The sequence below is a fragment of the Kribbella sp. NPDC005582 genome, from assembly GCF_040605415.1.
Lineage (GTDB): Bacteria > Actinomycetota > Actinomycetes > Propionibacteriales > Kribbellaceae > Kribbella.
In genome coordinates this window covers 876091-894143 of record NZ_JBEXCU010000002.1, presented here as the reverse complement: position 1 = coordinate 894143, position 18053 = coordinate 876091, and the positions used below count along the sequence as shown (strand labels likewise).

The 18053-nt window shown below is 68.2% G+C and carries 20 protein-coding genes; 7 read left to right on the top strand and 13 right to left on the bottom strand.

Annotated features, from left to right (window positions below):
- Positions 1-77: 77 nt before the first annotated feature.
- Positions 78-944, top strand: coding sequence for an SAM hydroxide adenosyltransferase (locus ABZS29_RS15805; RefSeq protein WP_355462401.1), 867 nt, complete (start codon positions 78-80; stop codon positions 942-944).
- Here the strand turns inward: ABZS29_RS15805 and ABZS29_RS15800 are convergent.
- From ABZS29_RS15800 to ABZS29_RS15790, 3 genes are read right to left on the bottom strand one after another with little or no spacing between them, the layout of a single operon-like run.
- A complete protein-coding gene (locus ABZS29_RS15800) occupies positions 941-1819 on the bottom strand; it encodes an alpha/beta hydrolase (RefSeq protein WP_355462399.1) in 879 nt (292 codons plus the stop codon). The two genes, ABZS29_RS15805 and ABZS29_RS15800, sit on opposite strands and share 4 nt — an antisense overlap.
- A complete protein-coding gene (locus ABZS29_RS15795) occupies positions 1800-2546 on the bottom strand; it encodes an MBL fold metallo-hydrolase (protein WP_355462397.1) in 747 nt (248 codons plus the stop codon). Before ABZS29_RS15795 ends, ABZS29_RS15800 begins: the two co-directional genes overlap by 20 nt.
- A gap of 10 nt (positions 2547-2556) precedes the next feature.
- The gene (locus tag ABZS29_RS15790; RefSeq protein ID WP_355462396.1) at positions 2557-3309 is read right to left on the bottom strand and encodes a TetR family transcriptional regulator C-terminal domain-containing protein; all 753 of its coding nucleotides are present in this window, start codon (positions 3307-3309) and stop codon (positions 2557-2559) included.
- 74 nt (positions 3310-3383) lie between these two features.
- Here ABZS29_RS15790 and ABZS29_RS15785 point away from each other — a divergent pair, with 74 nt between their 5' ends.
- Positions 3384-3614 (top strand): hypothetical protein, encoded by a 231-nt coding sequence (locus ABZS29_RS15785; protein ID WP_355462394.1) that lies wholly within the window; start codon positions 3384-3386, stop codon positions 3612-3614.
- On the opposite strand, the gene murI is transcribed toward ABZS29_RS15785, so the two are convergent.
- Positions 3611-4423, bottom strand: a complete 813-nt coding sequence (murI, locus tag ABZS29_RS15780; RefSeq protein ID WP_355462392.1) for a glutamate racemase — start codon at positions 4421-4423, stop codon at positions 3611-3613. The two genes, ABZS29_RS15785 and murI, sit on opposite strands and share 4 nt — an antisense overlap.
- Positions 4424-4617: 194 nt before the next feature.
- Between murI and ABZS29_RS15775 the strand changes: the two genes are divergently transcribed.
- Positions 4618-4971: a hypothetical protein gene (locus tag ABZS29_RS15775; protein WP_355462390.1), complete on the top strand. Its 354-nt coding sequence runs from the start codon at positions 4618-4620 to the stop codon at positions 4969-4971.
- 13 nt (positions 4972-4984) lie between these two features.
- On the opposite strand, the gene ABZS29_RS15770 is transcribed toward ABZS29_RS15775, so the two are convergent.
- From ABZS29_RS15770 to clpS, 7 genes are all read right to left on the bottom strand, one after another.
- The gene (locus tag ABZS29_RS15770; protein WP_355462388.1) at positions 4985-5932 is read right to left on the bottom strand and encodes a cysteine synthase; all 948 of its coding nucleotides are present in this window, start codon (positions 5930-5932) and stop codon (positions 4985-4987) included.
- A gap of 2 nt (positions 5933-5934) precedes the next feature.
- The gene (locus tag ABZS29_RS15765; protein ID WP_355462386.1) at positions 5935-6213 is read right to left on the bottom strand and encodes a MoaD/ThiS family protein; all 279 of its coding nucleotides are present in this window, start codon (positions 6211-6213) and stop codon (positions 5935-5937) included.
- Between the two features lies 1 nt (position 6214).
- The gene (locus tag ABZS29_RS15760; protein ID WP_355462384.1) at positions 6215-6679 is read right to left on the bottom strand and encodes a M67 family metallopeptidase; all 465 of its coding nucleotides are present in this window, start codon (positions 6677-6679) and stop codon (positions 6215-6217) included.
- Between the two features lie 72 nt (positions 6680-6751).
- Positions 6752-7729, bottom strand: coding sequence for an aldo/keto reductase (locus ABZS29_RS15755; RefSeq protein ID WP_355462382.1), 978 nt, complete (start codon positions 7727-7729; stop codon positions 6752-6754).
- 10 nt (positions 7730-7739) lie between these two features.
- Complete coding sequence (gene ileS, locus ABZS29_RS15750; RefSeq protein WP_355462380.1) at positions 7740-10829, bottom strand: isoleucine--tRNA ligase; 3090 nt, start codon at positions 10827-10829, stop codon at positions 7740-7742.
- Positions 10830-11231: 402 nt separating this feature from the next.
- Positions 11232-11783, bottom strand: a complete 552-nt coding sequence (locus ABZS29_RS15745; RefSeq protein ID WP_355462378.1) for a DUF2017 domain-containing protein — start codon at positions 11781-11783, stop codon at positions 11232-11234.
- The gene (gene clpS / locus ABZS29_RS15740) at positions 11780-12067 is read right to left on the bottom strand and encodes an ATP-dependent Clp protease adapter ClpS (RefSeq protein ID WP_355462376.1); all 288 of its coding nucleotides are present in this window, start codon (positions 12065-12067) and stop codon (positions 11780-11782) included. Before clpS ends, ABZS29_RS15745 begins: the two co-directional genes overlap by 4 nt.
- 49 nt (positions 12068-12116) lie before the next feature.
- On the opposite strand from clpS, the gene ABZS29_RS15735 reads away from it, so the two are divergent.
- Positions 12117-13451, top strand: coding sequence for a nicotinate phosphoribosyltransferase (locus ABZS29_RS15735; RefSeq protein ID WP_355462373.1), 1335 nt, complete (start codon positions 12117-12119; stop codon positions 13449-13451).
- Entirely contained in the window at positions 13448-13918 is a 471-nt protein-coding gene (locus tag ABZS29_RS15730; RefSeq protein WP_355462371.1) for a MarR family transcriptional regulator, read from the top strand. The genes ABZS29_RS15735 and ABZS29_RS15730 overlap by 4 nt, the downstream gene beginning before the upstream one ends.
- Here ABZS29_RS15730 and ABZS29_RS15725 read toward each other — a convergent pair.
- Entirely contained in the window at positions 13912-15096 is a 1185-nt protein-coding gene (locus tag ABZS29_RS15725; RefSeq protein ID WP_355462369.1) for a D-arabinono-1,4-lactone oxidase, read from the bottom strand. The genes ABZS29_RS15730 and ABZS29_RS15725 overlap by 7 nt on opposite strands.
- A gap of 143 nt (positions 15097-15239) precedes the next feature.
- Between ABZS29_RS15725 and ABZS29_RS15720 the strand changes: the two genes are divergently transcribed.
- Both ABZS29_RS15720 and ABZS29_RS15715 read left to right on the top strand, forming a co-directional pair.
- A complete protein-coding gene (locus ABZS29_RS15720) occupies positions 15240-16235 on the top strand; it encodes a hypothetical protein (RefSeq protein ID WP_355462367.1) in 996 nt (331 codons plus the stop codon).
- Between the two features lie 37 nt (positions 16236-16272).
- Complete coding sequence (locus ABZS29_RS15715) at positions 16273-17271, top strand: YdcF family protein (RefSeq protein WP_355462365.1); 999 nt, start codon at positions 16273-16275, stop codon at positions 17269-17271.
- On the opposite strand, the gene ABZS29_RS15710 is transcribed toward ABZS29_RS15715, so the two are convergent.
- Positions 17268-18038 carry a sulfite exporter TauE/SafE family protein gene (locus ABZS29_RS15710; protein ID WP_355462363.1) on the bottom strand — a complete coding sequence of 257 codons (771 nt, stop codon included), beginning with the start codon at positions 18036-18038 and terminating at the stop codon, positions 17268-17270. The genes ABZS29_RS15715 and ABZS29_RS15710 overlap by 4 nt on opposite strands.
- Between the last annotated feature and the right edge of the window lie 15 nt (positions 18039-18053).

Below are 18053 nucleotides of genomic sequence, written 5' to 3'. Positions count from 1 at the left end.
CTCGATACGGAGGATCCTCGGCAGCGTAGTCACGTGTGCTTGCAGCGAGAGGCCTCCCTGTCGGGGGGCCTCTTCTCATGTCTGCAACCACATCCCAGGAGACCTCGCACATGTACCCGATCACCTACCTGACCGACTGTGTCGGCGGGAATGCCCGCGCCCGCCTCAGCACCCGGATCGGCGCGCTCTTCGGCCAGTCCCCCACGATCATCGCGCTCGACGGCCCCGACCCCGAGGCGTTCGCCGCGCTCACCCTGCTCGACTGTCTGAGATCGACGGAATCCCTCGGTGAGCCAGGCCATCCGACCATCACCCTGCTCAACCTCGCGCCGCGCGACGGGCATTGGCCGAACGGCGTCCCGTTCTGCTTCTTCTCCTACGGCGAGCATCTCGTCGCGAGCACGTTCACCCCGCGCGCGCTGGACCTGGTACGGCGTGAGCTCGGCATCACCGAGGTCGAGGTGACCGACATCGCCGAGGTCCTGGCGGCATTGGACTTCGACCCGGTGGAGGCCGAGCGGATCGTCACCACCCAGTTCCGCAGTCTCTGGTACCTGCCCCTGCTGGCGAAATGGGTCGCCGACGGCCGCCCGGTCCCCTCGACCACGACCGCGATCCCGGAGGTTCCTTCCGACGGGCCGATCGTGAGCGTCATCGACAACTTCGGCAACTGCAAGTTCAACTGCCCGCCCGAAGACCTCACCCTCGGCACCACGGTCCAGGTCGCCCGCCGCGGCCCCGACGGCACCACCGAGTACGTCGAAGTCGCTCGCTATCCGCACCTGACCGCCGTACCGCGGAATGCTGCCGGCCTGATCCCCGGCAGCTCCGGCCGGGGCTACGCCGAACTGGTCATCCGCGGCGGCTCCGCCGCCGCCGAATTCGGCTTGCAGGTAGGCGACGCCCCCATCACAGCCCGCCAGGCCGTCGGAGCGGCCTGCTAGCCGACCGCGAGAACCACGTCGCGGAGGATCTTGCGGACCGCGTCAGGCCGCTCGCGCCATGGTGAGTGGCCGGCGTTAGGGATGAGGTGGAAGGACGGTTGCCGCGCGTGCTCAGCCAAAGCCTGTACGGCGGTGTACGGGCGCGGGTCGCCTTCGCCGTGGATGAAGGTGACGGGCGCGGGGATCGCCGCGACGTCAGCGCACTTGCGGCTGTCCGGCCAGCTGCTGATTTCGTTGCTGAGGGCGCGGTTCACGGTCCAGCTGATCGGCAGGTCGACGGAAGCGTCCTCGAGGGCCCACTCCATCGCGTGGTCGGGGTCCGCGAAGTCGGGGAACCAGACCAGCACCCGGAACTCGATCTCCTCGTCAGACGTGCGCGGTCGCTCCGACAGCTCGTCCAGACGGGCCATTTGCGCGGGCGTCATCCGGCTCTCCCGCACCTTCTGGTCGCCGGATCGCCAGTCACCGATGCCGACACCGTCGAGGTAGACCACTCCGGCCACACGATCGGGGTACAGGGCGCCATAGGTGACCGCCAGCGTGGCGCCGAAGGAGTGGCCGACGACAACGATCTTGTCGTGGCCCCAGAACGCCCGCAGTTCGTCGATGTCCTGGGCGAAGCGCGCCATCGACAGGTTGTCGGACGCGCCGGAGCGGCCGCAGCCGCGTTGGTCGAAGCGGTGTACGACGGTCAGGTCGTCGACCATCCTCGCGAGCGTTGCATGGCTGTCCCAGGTGCCCGGTCCGCCGTGCAGAATCACCACCGGCGCGGCGGCAGGGGACGGCTGGCGCCGATTCCTTCCCCGCCCCACCACCCCGGTCTGGCCGGTTGTTGCTGTCCACAACGAGACGTCGTCAGATGTCGAAAACTGCATGAGGGGTCGCAATCTCGATCGGTCCCGAGTAGGTGCGCCGGGCGTTCTCCGCTTGGGTCTCCCGGTTGTACCACGGTGGGACGTGCGTGATCACGAGCTTTTTCACACCGGCCTTCTTCGCGTGCTCGCCGGCGTCGGACGGGGTCAGGTGCAGGTCGACGGGGTTGTTCGGTTCGTCGTCGGGCAAGGCGGCCTCGGACAGCAGGAGGTCGGCGCCGCGAGCGAGCTCGATCAGTGCGTCGTTCGGCCCGGTGTCGCCGGTGTAGACCAGCGCTTTGCCGCGATGCTCGACCCGGATCGCGTACGCCGGGACCGGGTGCACCATGGCCGCGGTCCGGACCGTGAACGGCCCGACCTGCTGAACGTCCTGCCAGGTATGGAAATCCAGCTCTTCTTCCATCCCGGGATCGACCGGGAGGTCGTAGGCAAGCGCCATCCGCTCCGCCGCACCGGGCGGGGCGTAGACGGGGATGCGCGGAATCGGTGAACCCGGTGCGTACTTCGCCGCGACGTACAGGCCGCACAGGTCCATGCAGTGGTCAGGATGCAAGTGGGACAGGCCGATCGCGCCGATCTGCGGGACGGCAAGATGCCGCTGGAGCGATCCGAGTGCGCCGCTGCCGAGATCGAGGACCAGATGGAAGTCCTCGGCAGTGACCAGATAGCTCGAGGCGGCCGAGTCCGGCCCGGGGACGGACCCGGAACAGCCGAGCACGGTGAGCTTCATATCTTGAAGATTACCGGCGGGTTGCCGGCTTCGCAGGGAAACGCGTCGCGTCGCGGAAGAGCTGATCGAGTTGCCTGGCAATGATTTCGCGCACATCACGGGCGGATCTGGTGCCATGGACAACATCCAGCGCGAGCCCGGTCACACCTGAGACCAGCAGGTCGGCGGTCGACGCGACATGAACGCCGGACCGTAGTTCGCCCTGCTCCTCGGCGTACCGCAGGACGAGCGCGACGAAGTCCTCCAGCGAGCGGTCGCCGGCCAGGAAGACCGCTGCCAGCGCGGGATCCGTCAGGCTCCGCGCGTAGTAGCCCGCCAGCGCACGTAGGCTCAGCCGCCGGTGCGCGTCCAGCGGCAGGAACTCGTCCAGAACCGCGCGTAGCAAGGCTTTCGGGTCGGCCAGGTCGGCTTGTATACGTCCAGCGGCGAGCTGTTCGTTGGTGCGATGCAACAACTCCAGCGAGTCGACGAGCAGTTGGTGCTTGGTTCCGAAGTGGTACTGCACAACTCGGACCGACACTCCGGCCGCAGCCGCCACCGCGCGCATACTCACCGCGTCGAGCCCGTGGTCGGCCGCGATCTGCCAAACGACCCGGGCGATCGCCGTACGGCGTTCCGAGGGTGCGGCGTCGCGTGGGACGGCCGGCGTCCGGCGGGCCCGGTACGCCTTCGCCTGGCAGGCGCGAGAGCAGTACACCGGCCGTCGACCGCGCTCGGGCGGGGTCAGCGCGGCGCCGCAGACCTGGCACTTTTCGTCACGCACGACTCCAATATAAGCGTGATGAAAGGCCAAATCTGCGACTAAAGTCGACTGCATCCGTTGGTACGGTCGTATCCATGGACGAGGCAATGTATCGACTGGTGATGCTGGTGGTGGCGGTCTTCGGGATCTGGGAGGGCCTCATCGCGCTGATCTTCCGGCTGTGGACCGACAAGCGCCCGAACCTGCTCACCGCCGCCAACTACCTGGACGCGCCGTGGTGCTACGTCGTGGCCGCGGGCATCATCGTGGTCGCCTTGCTGCTGCTGGCCGTGCTCGAGAAGGGCCGGGCGCGGGCCGAGGCCTAGCGGACCCAGGCGAACTGGTCTACCCCGGAGAGCACCGGGCCGAGGAAGCGGGAGCCGATCGCCTCGAACTCCGCCGGGGTGCCGGTGGTGACGAAGCGGTGCTTGGGCTCGGCAAGGGTGTCGGAGCGCAGCAGGCCGGTCTTGGTCAGCACGCCGTAGACGTCCTTGGCGCACTCCTCGGCGCTGCTGACCAGGGTCACGGCGTCGCCGACGACGTACTGGATCACGCCGGTGAGCAGCGGGTAGTGCGTGCAGCCGAGGATGAGCGTGTCGACGCCGGCCTCGACCAGCGGGTCCAGGTACTCGTGGGCCGCCTCGAGCAGCTCCGGGCCGGACGTCACGCCGGACTCGACGAAGTCGACGAACTTCGGGCAGGGCCGCGTGATCAGCTCGACCTGCGGTGCGGCGGCGAACGCGTCGTCGTACGCGAGGGACTGGGCGGTGGCGCGCGTGCAGATCACGCCGACCTTCTGGTTGCGGGTCGCGGCAACCGCCCGCCGGGCGGCCGGGAGGATCACCTCGACAACCGGTACGTCGTACCGCTCGCGGGCGTCCCGGAGCATCGCGGCGCTGGCCGAGTTGCAGGCGATGACCAGCATCTTCACGCCGGACTCGACCAGGTGGTCCAGGCACTCCAGCGCATACTCACGGACCTCGGCGATCGGCTTCGGGCCGTACGGCTGGCGGGCGGTGTCGCCGAGGTAGAGGATCGGTTCGTGCGGCAGTTGGTCGAGCACCGCACGGGCGACGGTCAGACCGCCGAAGCCCGAATCGAAGATCCCCACCGGCGCGTCCGTCACGCCGCACATTCTATCGGGGACACGCCGACACTCCCCCGGCGCCCGTAACCAGGGCCGGAATCGGGTCGTTCTAGAAGACACCCCGTCCCGACTCGAGAAACGACACGCCGAACCTTGTCCGCATCTTTACGTTATGCAATTGCCAACAGACGTGATCCGCGCCACTCTGGGTCGATGTTCGTCTTACCGCCCATCGAGAAGCCATGAACCTGGCGCACCACATCGCGGTCCTGGTCACCGCCGGACCGAATCCGCAGCCCGATCACGTCGCAGCCTCCGGGCAGGCCGCGAGTCAGGCTGCCGAAACCAACAGCACCGCCGCGGACATCGCCTCGACCCTCGGGCCGACCGGCATGCTGTTGCTGCTGCTGATGGCGACGTTCTTCATGTACGTCGTCTCGCTGTCGCTGCACCCGAACGCCAAGTGCAACCGCTGCAAGGGCGCCGGCCGTCATCACGGTGGCATCTTCAGCTACGCACAACGCCCCTGCACCAGTTGCAAGGGACGCGGCGTGCATCCCCGCATCGGCCGCCGGATCCTGTTCAAGTCTCCCTAGCAACCACGGGTTCTCAGGCCCAGAGCTGGCCCTCGAGGCGGTCCTCCGCCTCGTCGACCGTGCCCTCGTAGGCGCCTGTCGACAGGTACTTCCAGCCGCCGTCGGCGACCACGAAGGCGATGTCGGCCCGCTGTCCGTCCCGCACGCACTTGGCTGCCTGGCCGAGCGCGGCGTGCAGGATCGCGCCGGTCGAGACCCCGGCGAAGATGCCCTCGTTGTCGAGCAGTTCGCGGACCCGCCGGACGGCGTCCCGCGGGCCGACCGAGAACCGGGCATCGATCAGCGACGCGTCGTACAGCTCCGGGACGAAGCCCTCTTCGAGGTTGCGCAGCCCGTAGACGAGCTCGCCGTACCGGGGTTCGGCGGCGACGATCCGGACCTCGGGCTTGTGCTCACGGAAGAACCGGCCGGCACCCATCAGCGTGCCGGTCGTGCCGAGGCCGGCGACGAAGTGCGTCACCGACGGGAGGTCGTCGAGGATCTCGCGCGCGGTGCCGTCGTAGTGCGCGGCTGCGTTCGACGGGTTGCCGTACTGGTAGAGCATCACCCAGTCCGGGTGGTCCTCCGCGACCTGCTTCGCCACCCGGACCGCTTCGTTCGATCCACCGGCGGCCGGCGACGAGATGATCTCGGCGCCCCACATCCGCAGGATCTGGCGGCGCTCCTCGGAGGTGTTCTCCGGCATCACGCACACCATCCGGTAGCCGCGCAGCTTGGCGGCCATCGCCAGCGAGATGCCGGTGTTGCCCGACGTCGGTTCGAGGATCGTGTTCCCCGGCCGCAGCCGGCCGTCCTTCTCCGCGTCCAGCAGCATCCGCAATGCCGCCCGGTCCTTGATCGAACCGGTCGGGTTGTGGTCCTCCAGCTTGGCCCACAACCGGACGTCCGCGGACGGGGACAACCGAGGCAGGCCGACCAGCGGCGTACCCCCGACCGAGTCGAGCAGGCTGTCGAAACGCACGGTCAGCCGCCGGCCACCGCAGGCAGGACCACGACCACGTCGCCGTCCTTCACACCGGTCTGCAACCCACCGGTGAACCGCACGTCCTCGTCGTTGACGTACACGTTGACGAACCGGCGCAGCTCCTCCGGCTCACCCTCGACGATCCGCTCCTTGATGCCCGGGTGGCTGCCGTCCACGTTGTCGATGAAGTCCGCCAGCGTGTCCCCCGCCCCGGTCACCAGCTTCTCGCCACCGGTGAAGGTGCGCAGGATCGTCGGGACCCGCAACTCGATCGCCATCTCAGTTCTCTCCTGTTTCGCTGCCTGATGAGTCGAAGGCCGGCACGACCTTGACCTCTTCCTCGGTGACCTCGCCGCCGACGATCCGGAACGACCGGAACTCCACCGGCCCGTCGTACGTGAGCGAGTCGGCCCCGTCCCGCGTCGACACCAGCACGTAGTGCGCCGTCGGCAGCTGCGCGATCGCAACATCGGTGCGCGACGGGTAGGCCTCGGTGGCCGTGTGCGAGTGGTAGACCACCACCGCTTCCTCGTCGTTGTCCCACATCTCGTCGTACAGCTTCTTCCAGTCGTCCGCGTCGAACTCGTAGAACGTCGGCGACATCGCCGCATTGAGCATCGGCATCACCCGCTCCGGCCGGTCCGACCCCTCGGGCCCGACCACCACCCCGCACGCCTCGTCCGGATGGTCCCGCCGCGCATGCGCCACGATCGCGTCGTACGCCGCCTGCTCGATGATCAACACATCACCCACGGTACGGCGCGCGCCGCGGCACCCCCGCCAACGCGGGGGTGAGTCCAGAATGCGGACAGCCGGCTACCAGCGGTCGTGGATCTGGGGGCGGATGAGGTCGTCGTAGATCTCGCGGACGGCCTTGAGGTGGTCGTCGGTGAGCGGGGCGAGGGTGGCGGCGGTGATGTTGCCGGCGACCTGGGCGGGGTTGCGGGCGCCGGGGATGACGACGGAGACGCCGGGCTGGTCGATGATCCAGCGGAGGGCGAACTGGGCCATGGTGGCGCCGGCGGGAAGCCAGGGCATCAGGCGGCGGACGGCCTCGAGGCCGGTGCTGAAGTCGACGCCGGAGAAGGTCTCGCCGACGTCGAAGGCTTCGCCGTGGCGGTTGTAGGTGCGGTGGTCGTCGGCGGCGAAGACGGTGTTCTCGTCGTACTTGCCGGACAGCAGACCGCTGGCGAGCGGGACGCGGGCGATGATGCCGACGCCGGCGGCCTGGGCGGCGGGAAGCACCTCGTCGAGGGGCTTGAGGCGGAGTGCGTTCAGGATGATCTGGACGCTGGCCACGTTCGGCCGCGCGATCGCAGTCAGTGCCTCGGCGCAGGTCTCCACACTGACGCCGTACGCCGCGATCCGGCCCTCGTCGACCATCGCGTCCAGGTCGTCGAAGACCGCGTCGGTGGAGTAGACCGGGGTCGGCGGGCAGTGCAGCTGCACCAAGTCGATCGTGTCGACGCCGAGGTTCTGCCGGGAGCGGTCGTTCCAGGCGCGGAAGTTGGCCGGGTTGTAGTTCTCCGGAAGCTGCTCGACCCGGCGACCCATCTTCGTCGCGACTGCCAGCCCCTCGTGCCCCTTCAGCACCTGACCGACGAGCCGCTCGCTGCGACCATCGCCGTACACGTCAGCGGTGTCGATGAACGTCACACCGCCCTCGACCGCCGCCCGCAGTACGGCGAGCGCGTCGCTCTCGTCCACCGAACCCCAGTCGGCGCCCAACTGCCAGGCACCAAGCCCGACCACGCCGACATCCCGACCGGTCCGTCCCAGCTTCCGCGTCTCCATGACGGCCAGCCTAGGACCTGAGGTCGAGCTCCAGCTCGGAGCCCTCCTGTACGGCGAGGTCCGTGGCGAGCGTCTCGCGCATGATCAGCTCGCGGTGCGTCTCGACGGCTTGTGCCATCGCCGGTTCCGCGGTCACGGTGAGCCGGATCCGGTCGGTCACCTCGAGCCCCGAATCACGCCGTGCCTGCTGAATCGAGCGGATCACGTCCCGCGCCGTACCCTCGGCTTCGAGCTCCGGAGTGATCGTCGTGTCGAGAACCACGAACCCGCCGCCCGGCAACAACCCACTAGACGATCCCGCCGACCCACCGGCACCCTCCGCGAGCGTCGTCTCAAGGGTGTACTCCCCCTCGACCAGCTCGATGCCTCCGGCAACCACCACGCCCTCCGCGGAGACCGTCCAGTCGCCCGACTTCGACGCCTTGATCGCCTCCTGAACCGCCTTCCCCAGCCGCGGTCCGGCCGCGCGCGCGTTCACCACCAGCCGTTGCGACACCGGCGCATCGACCGCGTCCACCGACGTCAGCACAACCTCGCGGACGTTCACCTCCGCGGCGATCAGCCCGGTCAGCGCGTGCAGGTCAGCGGAGGTTGCCACGGTCAACTTCTCCAGCGGCTGCCGCGCCCGGATCCCGCTCGCCTTGCGGATCGCAGAGGCGACCGAACACACCTCTCGCGCCTGCTCCATCCGCGCCACCAGTTCCGGATCGTCCGGCAGTCCGCCGACACCCGGCCAGTCGGTCAGATGCACCGACCGCTCACCGGTCAGCCCGCGCCAGATGTCCTCGGCAACCAACGGCAGCATCGGCGCGACCGCGCGGCACAGCGTCTCGAGCGCCGTGTACAGCGTGTCGATTGCCGCCCGCTCACCCGCCCAGAAGCGATCCCGCGACCGCCGGATGTACCAGTTGGTGAGCACATCGACGTACTCGGTGACCGCGTCACACGCCGAGGCGATGTCGTACCGATCGAGCTTGTCCTGAACATCGGTGACGAAGAGCCGCAGCCGCGCCAGCAGATAACGATCAAGCAGATCCTTCGGCCGCTTCACCGCCTGCCCCTCGATGCCGGCGGCGTTCGCATAGAGCGCGAAGAACGACCACGCGTTCCACAACGGGATCAGCACCTGCCGAACACCCTCGCGGATGCCCTCCTCGGTGACGATCAGGTTGCCGCCGCGCAGGATCGGGCTCGACATCAGGAACCAGCGCATCGCGTCCGCGCCGTCCCGGTCGAACACCTCGCGCACATCCGGATAGTTCCGCAGCGACTTGCTCATTTTCTGCCCGTCGCTACCGAGCACGATCCCGTGGCTCAGCACCGACTTGAACGCCGGCCGGTCGAACAGCGCGGTCGCGAGCACATGCATCGTGTAGAACCAGCCGCGCGTCTGCCCGATGTACTCGACGATGAAGTCGCCCGGGAAGTGACTCTCGAACCACTCCGTGTTCTCGAACGGGTAGTGCACCTGCGCGAAACTCATCGACCCCGAGTCGAACCACACATCCAGTACGTCGGCCACCCGGCGCATCGTCGACTTGCCGGTCGGGTCGTCGGGATTCGGCCGGGTCAGCTGATCGACGTACGGGCGGTGCAGGTCTTTGACCTCGACGCCGAAGTCCCGCTCGAGGTCGGCGATCGAGCCGTAGACGTCGATCCGCGGGTACGCCGGGTCGTCGGAGCGCCAGACCGGGATCGGGCTGCCCCAGAAGCGGTTCCGGCTGATCGACCAGTCGCGGGCGTTGCTCAGCCACTTGCCGAACTGGCCGTGCTTGACGTGCTCCGGCGTCCAGGTGATGTCCTCGTTGAGCTCGACCATCCGGTCGCGGATCCGCGTCACCTCGACGAACCAGCTCGACACCGCCTTGTAGATCAAGGGATTCCGGCACCGCCAGCAATGCGGGTAGCTGTGCACGTAGCTGTCCTCGCGGATCAGCGCACCGGCTGCCTTGAGGTCGCGGATGATCGGGCGGTTCGCCTCGAAGACGTGCAACCCCTGGTACGGCGGCACCACGCTCGTGAACCGGGCTCCGTCGTCCACGGTCAGGATCGTGGGGATTCCGACGGCATCACAGGCGAGTTGGTCCTCCTCGCCGTACGCGGGGGCCATGTGGACGACGCCGGTGCCGTCGTCGGTGGTGACGTGCTCGGCCGCGATGATCTGGAACGCGTTGGGGGTGTCTTTGAAGAAGTCGAAGAGCGGCGTGTAGCGCGTGCCGATCAGCTCGGCACCCTTCAGCCGCCGGATCACCTCGCCGCTCACCCCGGCCGAGTCCCCGTGCTGCCCGACGTACGCGTGCAGGCGCGCCTCGGCGAGGATCGTGGGGCGGCCCTCCGCGTCGTTCACGACGACGTAGTCGAGCTCCGGCCCGACCGCCATCGCCAGGTTGCTCGGCAGCGTCCACGGCGTCGTGGTCCAGGCGAGCAGCCGCTCGCCGGTCTCCAGCTCCACCGCGACCGTGACCGACGGATCCTGCCGCTGCTGGTAGACGTCATCGTCCATCCGCAGTTCGTGGCTGGACAGTGGCGTCTCGTCGTTCCAGCAGTACGGGAGCACGCGCAGCCCCTCGTACACCAGACCCTTGTCGTACAAGGTCTTGAACGCCCAGATCACCGACTCCATGTAGTCAGGACTCAGTGTCTTGTAGTCGTTGTCGAAGTCCACCCACCGCGCCTGCCGCGTGACGTAACTCCGCCACTCGTCGGTGTACTTCAGCACCGCTTCCCGGCACGTCGCGTTGAACTTCTCGATCCCCAGCTCGAGGATCTCCGCCTTCGTCTTCAGCCCCAGCACCCGCTGAGCCTCCAACTCAGCCGGCAACCCATGCGTGTCCCACCCGAAGCGCCGCTCCACCCGGAAGCCGCGCATCGTCTGGTACCGCGGCACCAGATCCTTCACGTATCCCGTCAGCAGATGCCCGTAATGCGGCAACCCGTTCGCAAACGGCGGCCCGTCGTAGAACACGAACTCCGCCCCCACCCGCCGCTCCACCGACCCCCGGAACGTGTCGTCCGCCTCCCAGAACGCCAGCACCTCCCCCTCGACCTCAGGAAAGTCCGGAGCCCCACCCACCCTGCCGCCAGTCCTCGGATAACTCACCCCCGCATGCTACGCACCCCAGGCCGTACAGAAGGACTGTTAATACGTCACCTCCAACCGCCCCAATCACCCCTCCCACGTCTGAACGCCCCGTCCTCCCCCGCGTACTAACAGTCCGTCCGTACGCCGGTCCCGCGGTGCGACGACCCGGCGCACCCGCACCCCGAGGCGGCCCGGCACTTCCGCCCCGGCGGACCGCCCCCACTCACCAACTCACCACGGCACCAACCTCCCCCGCCTGGAGCACGCGCGCGAGGCGCTCGATCCGCCGGTTGGTCAGTGCCTGGCGTCCACCCCACCGATCGAACGAACACTCGCGCAGGTGTGCGCTTGCCGGACTGCGGTACGGCGGATCGCGGGTGTACCCGCCGAAGGAACTGTCGCCGCCGGAGGCGGTGTCCTTCAGCGCATGTTGTGGAGGAGGGCGGACTGGAGGTAGCCGAGCCAGTCGTAGAGGTCGTAGGTGAGGCGGCGGGGGTCGTCCTCGGGGAGTTTCTCCCAGGTGCCGTAGTCGTCCTCGTCCTTGATGTCGAGCCGGGTGCCGATGGCCAGCCGGAGGTCGTTGAGGGCGCGCAGCCACGACAGCTGTTCGTCGGGTTCGAGGGCGATCTCGTCGGCGCCGGCGGATTCGAGGGCGGACAGGACGCGTTTGGCGTCGGTGATCTTGCCGTCGCGCAGGCCGCGTTCGGTGAACCGGCGGAACTCGGCCGAGGCCATGTCGTCGGAGCCGTAGGCGTCGGGGAAGAGGCGCTGCAGGACGATGTCCTCGGGCGGGGAGGTCGGGCCGTCGGAGTCGAGCAGGGCCGCCAGCGGGTCGGCCGACTGGGTGGCGCGCGGAGGCATGCCGTCGTAGAGGAGCTCGACCAGGTTGCGGAGCAGGTTGGCGAGGATGTCGGCCTCGTGCTCGGCGAAGCTGACCGCGACGAGCTTGCGGCGCTTGCGGAACCGGGTCACGACTTCTCGCAGGTGGCCCACAGGCCGTAGGAGTGCATCGCCTCGACGTCGCGCTCCATGGCTTCCCGGTTACCGTTCGACACTGCGGACTTGCCCTCCTCGTGGACCTGCATCATCAGCTTCTCCGCCTTGGCCTTGGAGTAGCCGAAATACGTCTGGAAGACGAACGTGACGTAGTCCATCAGGTTGACCGGATCGTTCCAGACGATCGTCACCCACGGTGGGCTCAGCTGGATCGCCTCGTCGACTTCGGGGCTGTCGAGCTCACTCGGTGCGGTGGTCACCGGACCATTCTCCCCACTATCGGATCGTGTCTCGCAATAGGCTGCCCTTGTGAACACCTCGACCGCGCTCCTGACCGACCACTACGAGCTGACCATGCTGCAGGCCAGCCTGGCCGACGGCACGGCGCAGCGCCGCTCGGTCTTCGAGCTCTTCGCCCGCCGGCTGCCCGACGGCCGCCGCTACGGCGTCGTCGCCGGGGTGAACCGGCTGCTCGACGCGCTCGAGCAGTTCCGTTTCGACGAGCAGGTGATCGCCTTCCTGGCCGATCGGGGTGTTGTCGACCAGGTTACCTCCGACTGGCTCGCCGACTACCGCTTCACCGGGGACATCTCCGGCTACGCCGACGGCGAAATCTTCTTCCCGGGCTCCCCGGTCCTGGTCGTGGAGTCGAGTTTCGCGGAGGCGGTGCTGCTGGAAACCGTCTTCCTCTCGATCCTGAACCACGACTCCGCGGTCGCCTCGGCGGCGTCCCGGATGACCTGGTGGGCCGGCGGCCGCCCGTGTATCGAGATGGGCTCCCGCCGCACCCACGAGGAGGCCGCGGTCGCGTCCGCGCTGGCGGCGTACATCGCGGGGTTCGCGACCACCTCCAACCTGGAGGCGGCCCGCCGCTACGGCATCCCCAGCGCCGGTACGTCGGCGCACTCGTTCACGCTGCTGCACGACACCGAGAAGGAGGCGTTCACCTCCCAGGTGGATGCCCTCGGCAAGAACACCACCCTGCTCGTCGACACGTACGACGTCGCCGAGGCGGTTCGGACCGCGATCGAGCTCACCGGCCCGGAGCTGGGCGCCGTCCGGCTGGACTCCGGCGACCTGCCGTCGCTGGCCGGTCAGGTCCGCGAACAGCTCGACGCGCTCGGCGCCACCAAGACCCGAATCATCGTCACCTCCGACCTGGACGAGTTCCAGATCGCCGCGCTCGCCCCCGCACCGGTCGACGGCTACGGAGTCGGTACGTCGCTCGTCACGGGCTCGGGCTACCCGACCTGCGGATTCGTCTACAAGCTGGTGGCGCGTGAGGACGCGAGCGGCGAGCTGCAGCCGGTGGCTAAGAAGAGCCCGGACAAGATCTCGATCGGCGGCCGCAAGTGGGCGCTGCGCCGCCGGAACGCCCAAGGCGTCGCCGAAGCCGAGCTGATCGGCGTCGGCGGCCTGCCCGAGGACGACGGTGACGACCGCGAGCTGCTGCGACCGCTGGTCAAGGGCGGCGAGATCGTCGGCCGCACCACGCCCGCCGAGTCCCAGGCCCACCACCTGAAGGTTCGCGACGAGCTCCCGCGCTTCGCCAGCCAGCTCAGCCGCGGCGAAGCCGCCATCCCCACCCAGTACGTCGGCGACATCACCTCCGGCAACCCGTTCGCCCCACGGAGCCACGTATGACCGAGGATGCCTGGCCGGTCGACTCACCGGCCGGCCCGCGCGACGTACTGATCGCCCTCCGTTTCGCCGACCGGGCGGCGCGGAAGGCAATCGCGACCGAACTGGTCGGCACCGGCCTGCACACCGGGCAGGAGCTGGTGCTGGCGAAGCTCCTGCACCACGGCTCGCTCCCGGTGGCGAAGCTCGCGAAGGTCCTCGACGTCGAGGTCCCGACCGCCACCAAAACCACCCAGCGGATGGCGGCCGCCGGCCTCGTACGCCGCGTCAAGAACACCACCGACGCCCGCCAGGTCGCCATCGAGCTCACCGACCACGGCACCGAGCTCGCCCGGACCGTCCAGGACATCTACGACCGAGCCGGCAACCGCGCTCTGGCCGACCTCTCCGCCGAGGACCGCCGCCAGCTCCGCAATCTCCTCTGGACACTCACTACAACCCTCGAAGGCGACCCTCGCGACGCTCACTGAGGCAGGTACTTGTCCAGGTACTCGTTGCGGAACTTGCCCTCCGGGTCGTACCGGTTGGCGAGGGCGATGAAGTCCCGCACCTTCGGGTAGCGCTGCGCAAGGGTCGCGGCGTCGGCGGCGAAGACCTTGCCCCAGTGCGGGCGGGCGTCGAGCGGCGCGAGAGCTTCCTCCAGCTTCTCCAGCACCGGCCGTACGGCGGCCTCGTCCTGGACCCAGGTGAAGTGCAGCGCGACCGTGTCCCGGCCCTGGCTGGGGCTCAGCCACAGGTCGTCCGCGGCGATGGTGCGCACCTCCGACACCTGGATGATCTCGGTGAACTGCTTGCCCAGGGCCCGCAACACCTCGACCGCCTCACCGGCGCGCCGACGCGGGACGAAGTACTCGGACTGCAGTTCGTCCCCGTTGCTCGGCGTGAACTCCAGCCGGAAGTGCGGTAGCCGCTCGTTCCACGGACCCGGTACGCCGCCCTGCTCCGTCGCGTAGTCGGCCGGCATCCCCTTGATCGGGTGTCGGGGGCCGTCGGCAACCTTCGCGCCGAGCCATTCCGGCGCGAACTGCGGTGTCTTCTGCTTCCGCCAGACCATCACGCCGGGATCGACCCAGTCGGTGAACGCGCTCACGCTGTAGGCGCTGCCCATCACCTTGTCGAAGTCCGACTGCAGCCGCTGGACCGGCAGTCCGTCGTACACGACCTGGCTGATCTGGTACGACCGCTCGACGTTGAGCGTGAGGCTGACGACCACGCCGAGCGCGCCCAGCGCGACGACCGCGCCGTTGAAGTCCGGATCGTCGCGGGTCAGCGTGACCAGCTCACCAGAGGCGTCGATGAACTTGATCGCGTAGACGGCGTCGGCCAGCGGCCGGTTCGTGTCGCCGGACCCGTGGGTCCCGGTCGCGCAGGCGCCGGCGACCGAGATGTGCGGCAGCGAGCCGAGGTTGTGCAGCGCGAGGCCCCGGGCCTGCAGGGCCGGGACGATCTCGCCGTACCGCAGGCCGGCCGAGACGGTCGCGCCCGACGTACCGATCTCGAGCACCTTCGGCAGGTCCGCGACCGTGACCAGCGTGCCGCTGCTGTCGGCGATCCGGTTGAACGAATGCCCGGTGCCGAGCACCCGGACCTTCTCCGACCGCGCCACCAGCTCCTGCAGTTCGGCCACGGATCGTGGTCGTTCGAGCACGCTGGCGAATTCAACATTTCCGGCCCAGTTTGCAACCACGGTGCGTCCCTTTCCGTCGTACCGATCCCAGCCGACTCTTTCACACCCCTCGACGTTAAGGTCGGGGAATCGTCCCTTGGAGAGGAATCATCTTGCGTTTCGACATGACCCGTCGCCGGGTCGCGCTCAGCCTCGGACTGGCCGGCCTGCTCGCCGCCGGCACCGCCACCACCGTCGCCCTGACCGGCCCGGAGGCCTCGCAGGCCGCGACCAACGCGAGCACCGCGACCGCGGCCGCGACCCGCGCGATCAGCTGCGACACCAAGACCGGTGGCGGTAGCTTCAACTACGACGGCCCGGCTGCCTCGACGAAGTACGACAGCCGGTTCAGCAACAGCGCCGCGCTGCCGAAGCTGGGCTCCTACGTGCCGCAGGGCATCGGCACCTGGTGGAACTGGTCCGGCAAGAAGAACCTGCTGCTGGTGACGATGTACCACACGGGCAAGCAGTCGCTGATCGTCGGCATCGACCCGGCCACCAACAAGGTCGTCGGCGACGTCGCGATCGCCGAGACCCACGGCGGCGGCATCACCACGTCGATGGGCTGGGCCTTCGTCCAGGGCAGCACCAACGGCATCCGCAAGTACAAGCTGTCCACTCTCGCGGCCGCGATGAAGAAGGCCGGTACGCCGTACGTCAAGGCGGTCGGCTCGGAGCGCAAGGTCTACGGCGCGTCGTTCCTGACCAGCTACGGCGACTCGCTCTGGTCGGGCAAGTTCAACGACAAGGGCCGCGACAAGATGTACGAGTACAAGATCAAGAGCAACGGCACGCTCGTCACGGTCAACCGTGCGTGGGAGATCCCCACCAAGACCCAGGGCCTGCTCGTCACCAAGTCGCACTTCATCTACAGCACGTCGTACGGGCGCGACAAGCTCAGCAACCTGTACGTCGTCCGCCGCGGCCAGACCGATCTGGACAAGGCGAAGCTGTCCTGCTTCCGGGCCCCGAGCATGTCCGAGGGCATCACGGAGTTCGGCGGCCGCGCGTACCTGGTGTTCGAGTCCGGGTCCTACCCGTACCGCTCGGACCCGAAGACCAAGAACGTGATCACCCATCTCCACAAGGCATCGATTTCGTCACTGACCAGCCTGGCGTGACGTGACCGGGCGCCATCCGATGGTTGGATGGCGCCCGATGACCATCTGCTTCTCGATCGCCGGGTTCTGGTTCCTGATCTTCCTGGCGAGCTTCCTGTACGACCGGCGGCTCTTCCGCAACAGCATCTTCCTGGTGCTGGCCCTGATGTTCGCCGGCCTCGGCGCGCTCTTCGCCGTCGCGTCGGTGAGCCGTGATCTGGCCGAACTGCTCGCCTACGGGATCATCTTCCTGATTCCGTTGACGATCGCCGTGCTGGCCGTCTTCCTCGTCGTCAACGGGGTCACGATGCTGCGCCGCGAGGGCCGGCGGCCGAAGAACCTGCTGTCACTGGCGGCCGGGCTCGGCATCTTCGGCCTGGTGATCTTCGGGCTCGCCGTGCAGCAGCTCAACTGGCCGCTGCTGGCCGCGTTGCGGACGTCGATCATCGGCGTACTGACCTATGTCTCGTTCCTGTTCGTGTGTTTTTTGATCTACGCGTTCGTCTACAGCCGGGTCCGGTCGTCGCGGAAGATCGACTTCGTGGTCGTGCTCGGTTCGGGGCTGCGCGGATCCCGCGTCCCGCCGCTGCTGGCCAGCCGGCTCGATCGCGGCAAGCTCATCTACGACCGCGCCGTCCGCAAGGGCCGGGACCCGATCATCATCACGTCGGGCGGTCAAGGCCCCGGTGAGGACATCCCGGAGTCGCACGCGATGGCGACGTACCTGATCGAGCGCGGGGTGCCTGCGGATCGGGTCCTGCGCGAGGATCGGTCGACCTCGACCACGCAGAACCTGACCTTCAGCCGCGAACTGATGGTCGCCCTGGTGCCGAAGTACCGGTGCCTGATCGTCACCAACAACTTCCACGCGTTCCGCGCCGCACTGACCGCCCGCAAGGTGAAGGTCAACGGCCAGGTGGTCGGCTCGCCGACTGCGCGCTACTACTGGCCGACGGCAACGATCCGTGAGTTCGCCGCGATCCTGTTCAGCCACAAGTGGATCAACGGCATCATCTGCGGGGTCCTGTTCGCGATCCCGTTCGTCCAGTTCGTCTAGGTCAGCATCAGGACGGCGGCCGCCACGCCCGCGATCACGATCAGAGCGCGGAGCAGACCGCCGGGGATCCGGCGGCCGATGTGGGCGCCGACGTAGCCGCCGATGATCGAGCCGACCGCGAGCAGTGCGGCTGCGGTCCAGTCGACATCGGCGATCACGACGAAGATCGCCCCTGCGACGATATTGGCGGCCAGCAGGGACAGCGTTTTGAGGCCGTTGACCACGCGGAGCTCCAGGTCGAGACCGAGCCCGAGGACGGCCATCATCATGACGCCGGCGCCGGCCCCGAAGTAGCCGCCGTACACGCCGGTGAGGGCGGTGAAGACGTAGGTTGCCGGGGACATCGACGTGCGCAGAACGTGTGGCTGGTCGCTGCGTTCCCGCAGCCAGCGGGAGATCCGCGGCTGGGCACCGACAATCAGGCAGGTGAACAGGATCAGCCAGGGTGCCAGGGCCGCGAAGACGCCGGGCGGTAGCGCGAGCAGCAGCACCACGCCGCCGATCGAGCCGATCGCACACAGCACCACCACCGCGATCGTGATCGGCCGCGGTACCTCCCGCAGCTCGCGGCGGTAGCCGACGGAACCCGACATCGACCCCGGCAGCAACCCGATCGTGTTCGAGACGTTCGCGACCACCGGCGGAACGCCCAACGCGATCAGTACCGGGAAACTCAGCAACGACGCGACCCCCACCGTCGTCGTCAGAATGCCCGCACCGAATCCGGTCGCGACCACCGCGATCTGCTCCGCCGAAGGCAGGTTCATGCGCACTACTCTATT

Bases quoted from the DNA above. Each gene is read 5' to 3' on its own strand.
- ABZS29_RS15805 (WP_355462401.1), top strand. From the start codon at position 78: ATGTCTGCAACCACATCCCAGGAGACCTCGCACATGTACCCGATCACC.
- ABZS29_RS15800 (WP_355462399.1), bottom strand. From the start codon at position 1,819: ATGCAGTTTTCGACATCTGACGACGTCTCGTTGTGGACAGCAACAACC.
- ABZS29_RS15795 (WP_355462397.1), bottom strand. From the start codon at position 2,546: ATGAAGCTCACCGTGCTCGGCTGTTCCGGGTCCGTCCCCGGGCCGGAC.
- ABZS29_RS15785 (WP_355462394.1), top strand. From the start codon at position 3,384: ATGGACGAGGCAATGTATCGACTGGTGATGCTGGTGGTGGCGGTCTTC.
- murI (WP_355462392.1), bottom strand. From the start codon at position 4,423: ATGTGCGGCGTGACGGACGCGCCGGTGGGGATCTTCGATTCGGGCTTC.
- ABZS29_RS15775 (WP_355462390.1), top strand. From the start codon at position 4,618: ATGAACCTGGCGCACCACATCGCGGTCCTGGTCACCGCCGGACCGAAT.
- ABZS29_RS15765 (WP_355462386.1), bottom strand. From the start codon at position 6,213: ATGGCGATCGAGTTGCGGGTCCCGACGATCCTGCGCACCTTCACCGGT.
- ABZS29_RS15755 (WP_355462382.1), bottom strand. From the start codon at position 7,729: ATGGAGACGCGGAAGCTGGGACGGACCGGTCGGGATGTCGGCGTGGTC.
- ABZS29_RS15730 (WP_355462371.1), top strand. From the start codon at position 13,448: ATGACCGAGGATGCCTGGCCGGTCGACTCACCGGCCGGCCCGCGCGAC.
- ABZS29_RS15720 (WP_355462367.1), top strand. From the start codon at position 15,240: ATGACCCGTCGCCGGGTCGCGCTCAGCCTCGGACTGGCCGGCCTGCTC.
- ABZS29_RS15715 (WP_355462365.1), top strand. From the start codon at position 16,273: ATGACCATCTGCTTCTCGATCGCCGGGTTCTGGTTCCTGATCTTCCTG.
- ABZS29_RS15710 (WP_355462363.1), bottom strand. From the start codon at position 18,038: ATGAACCTGCCTTCGGCGGAGCAGATCGCGGTGGTCGCGACCGGATTC.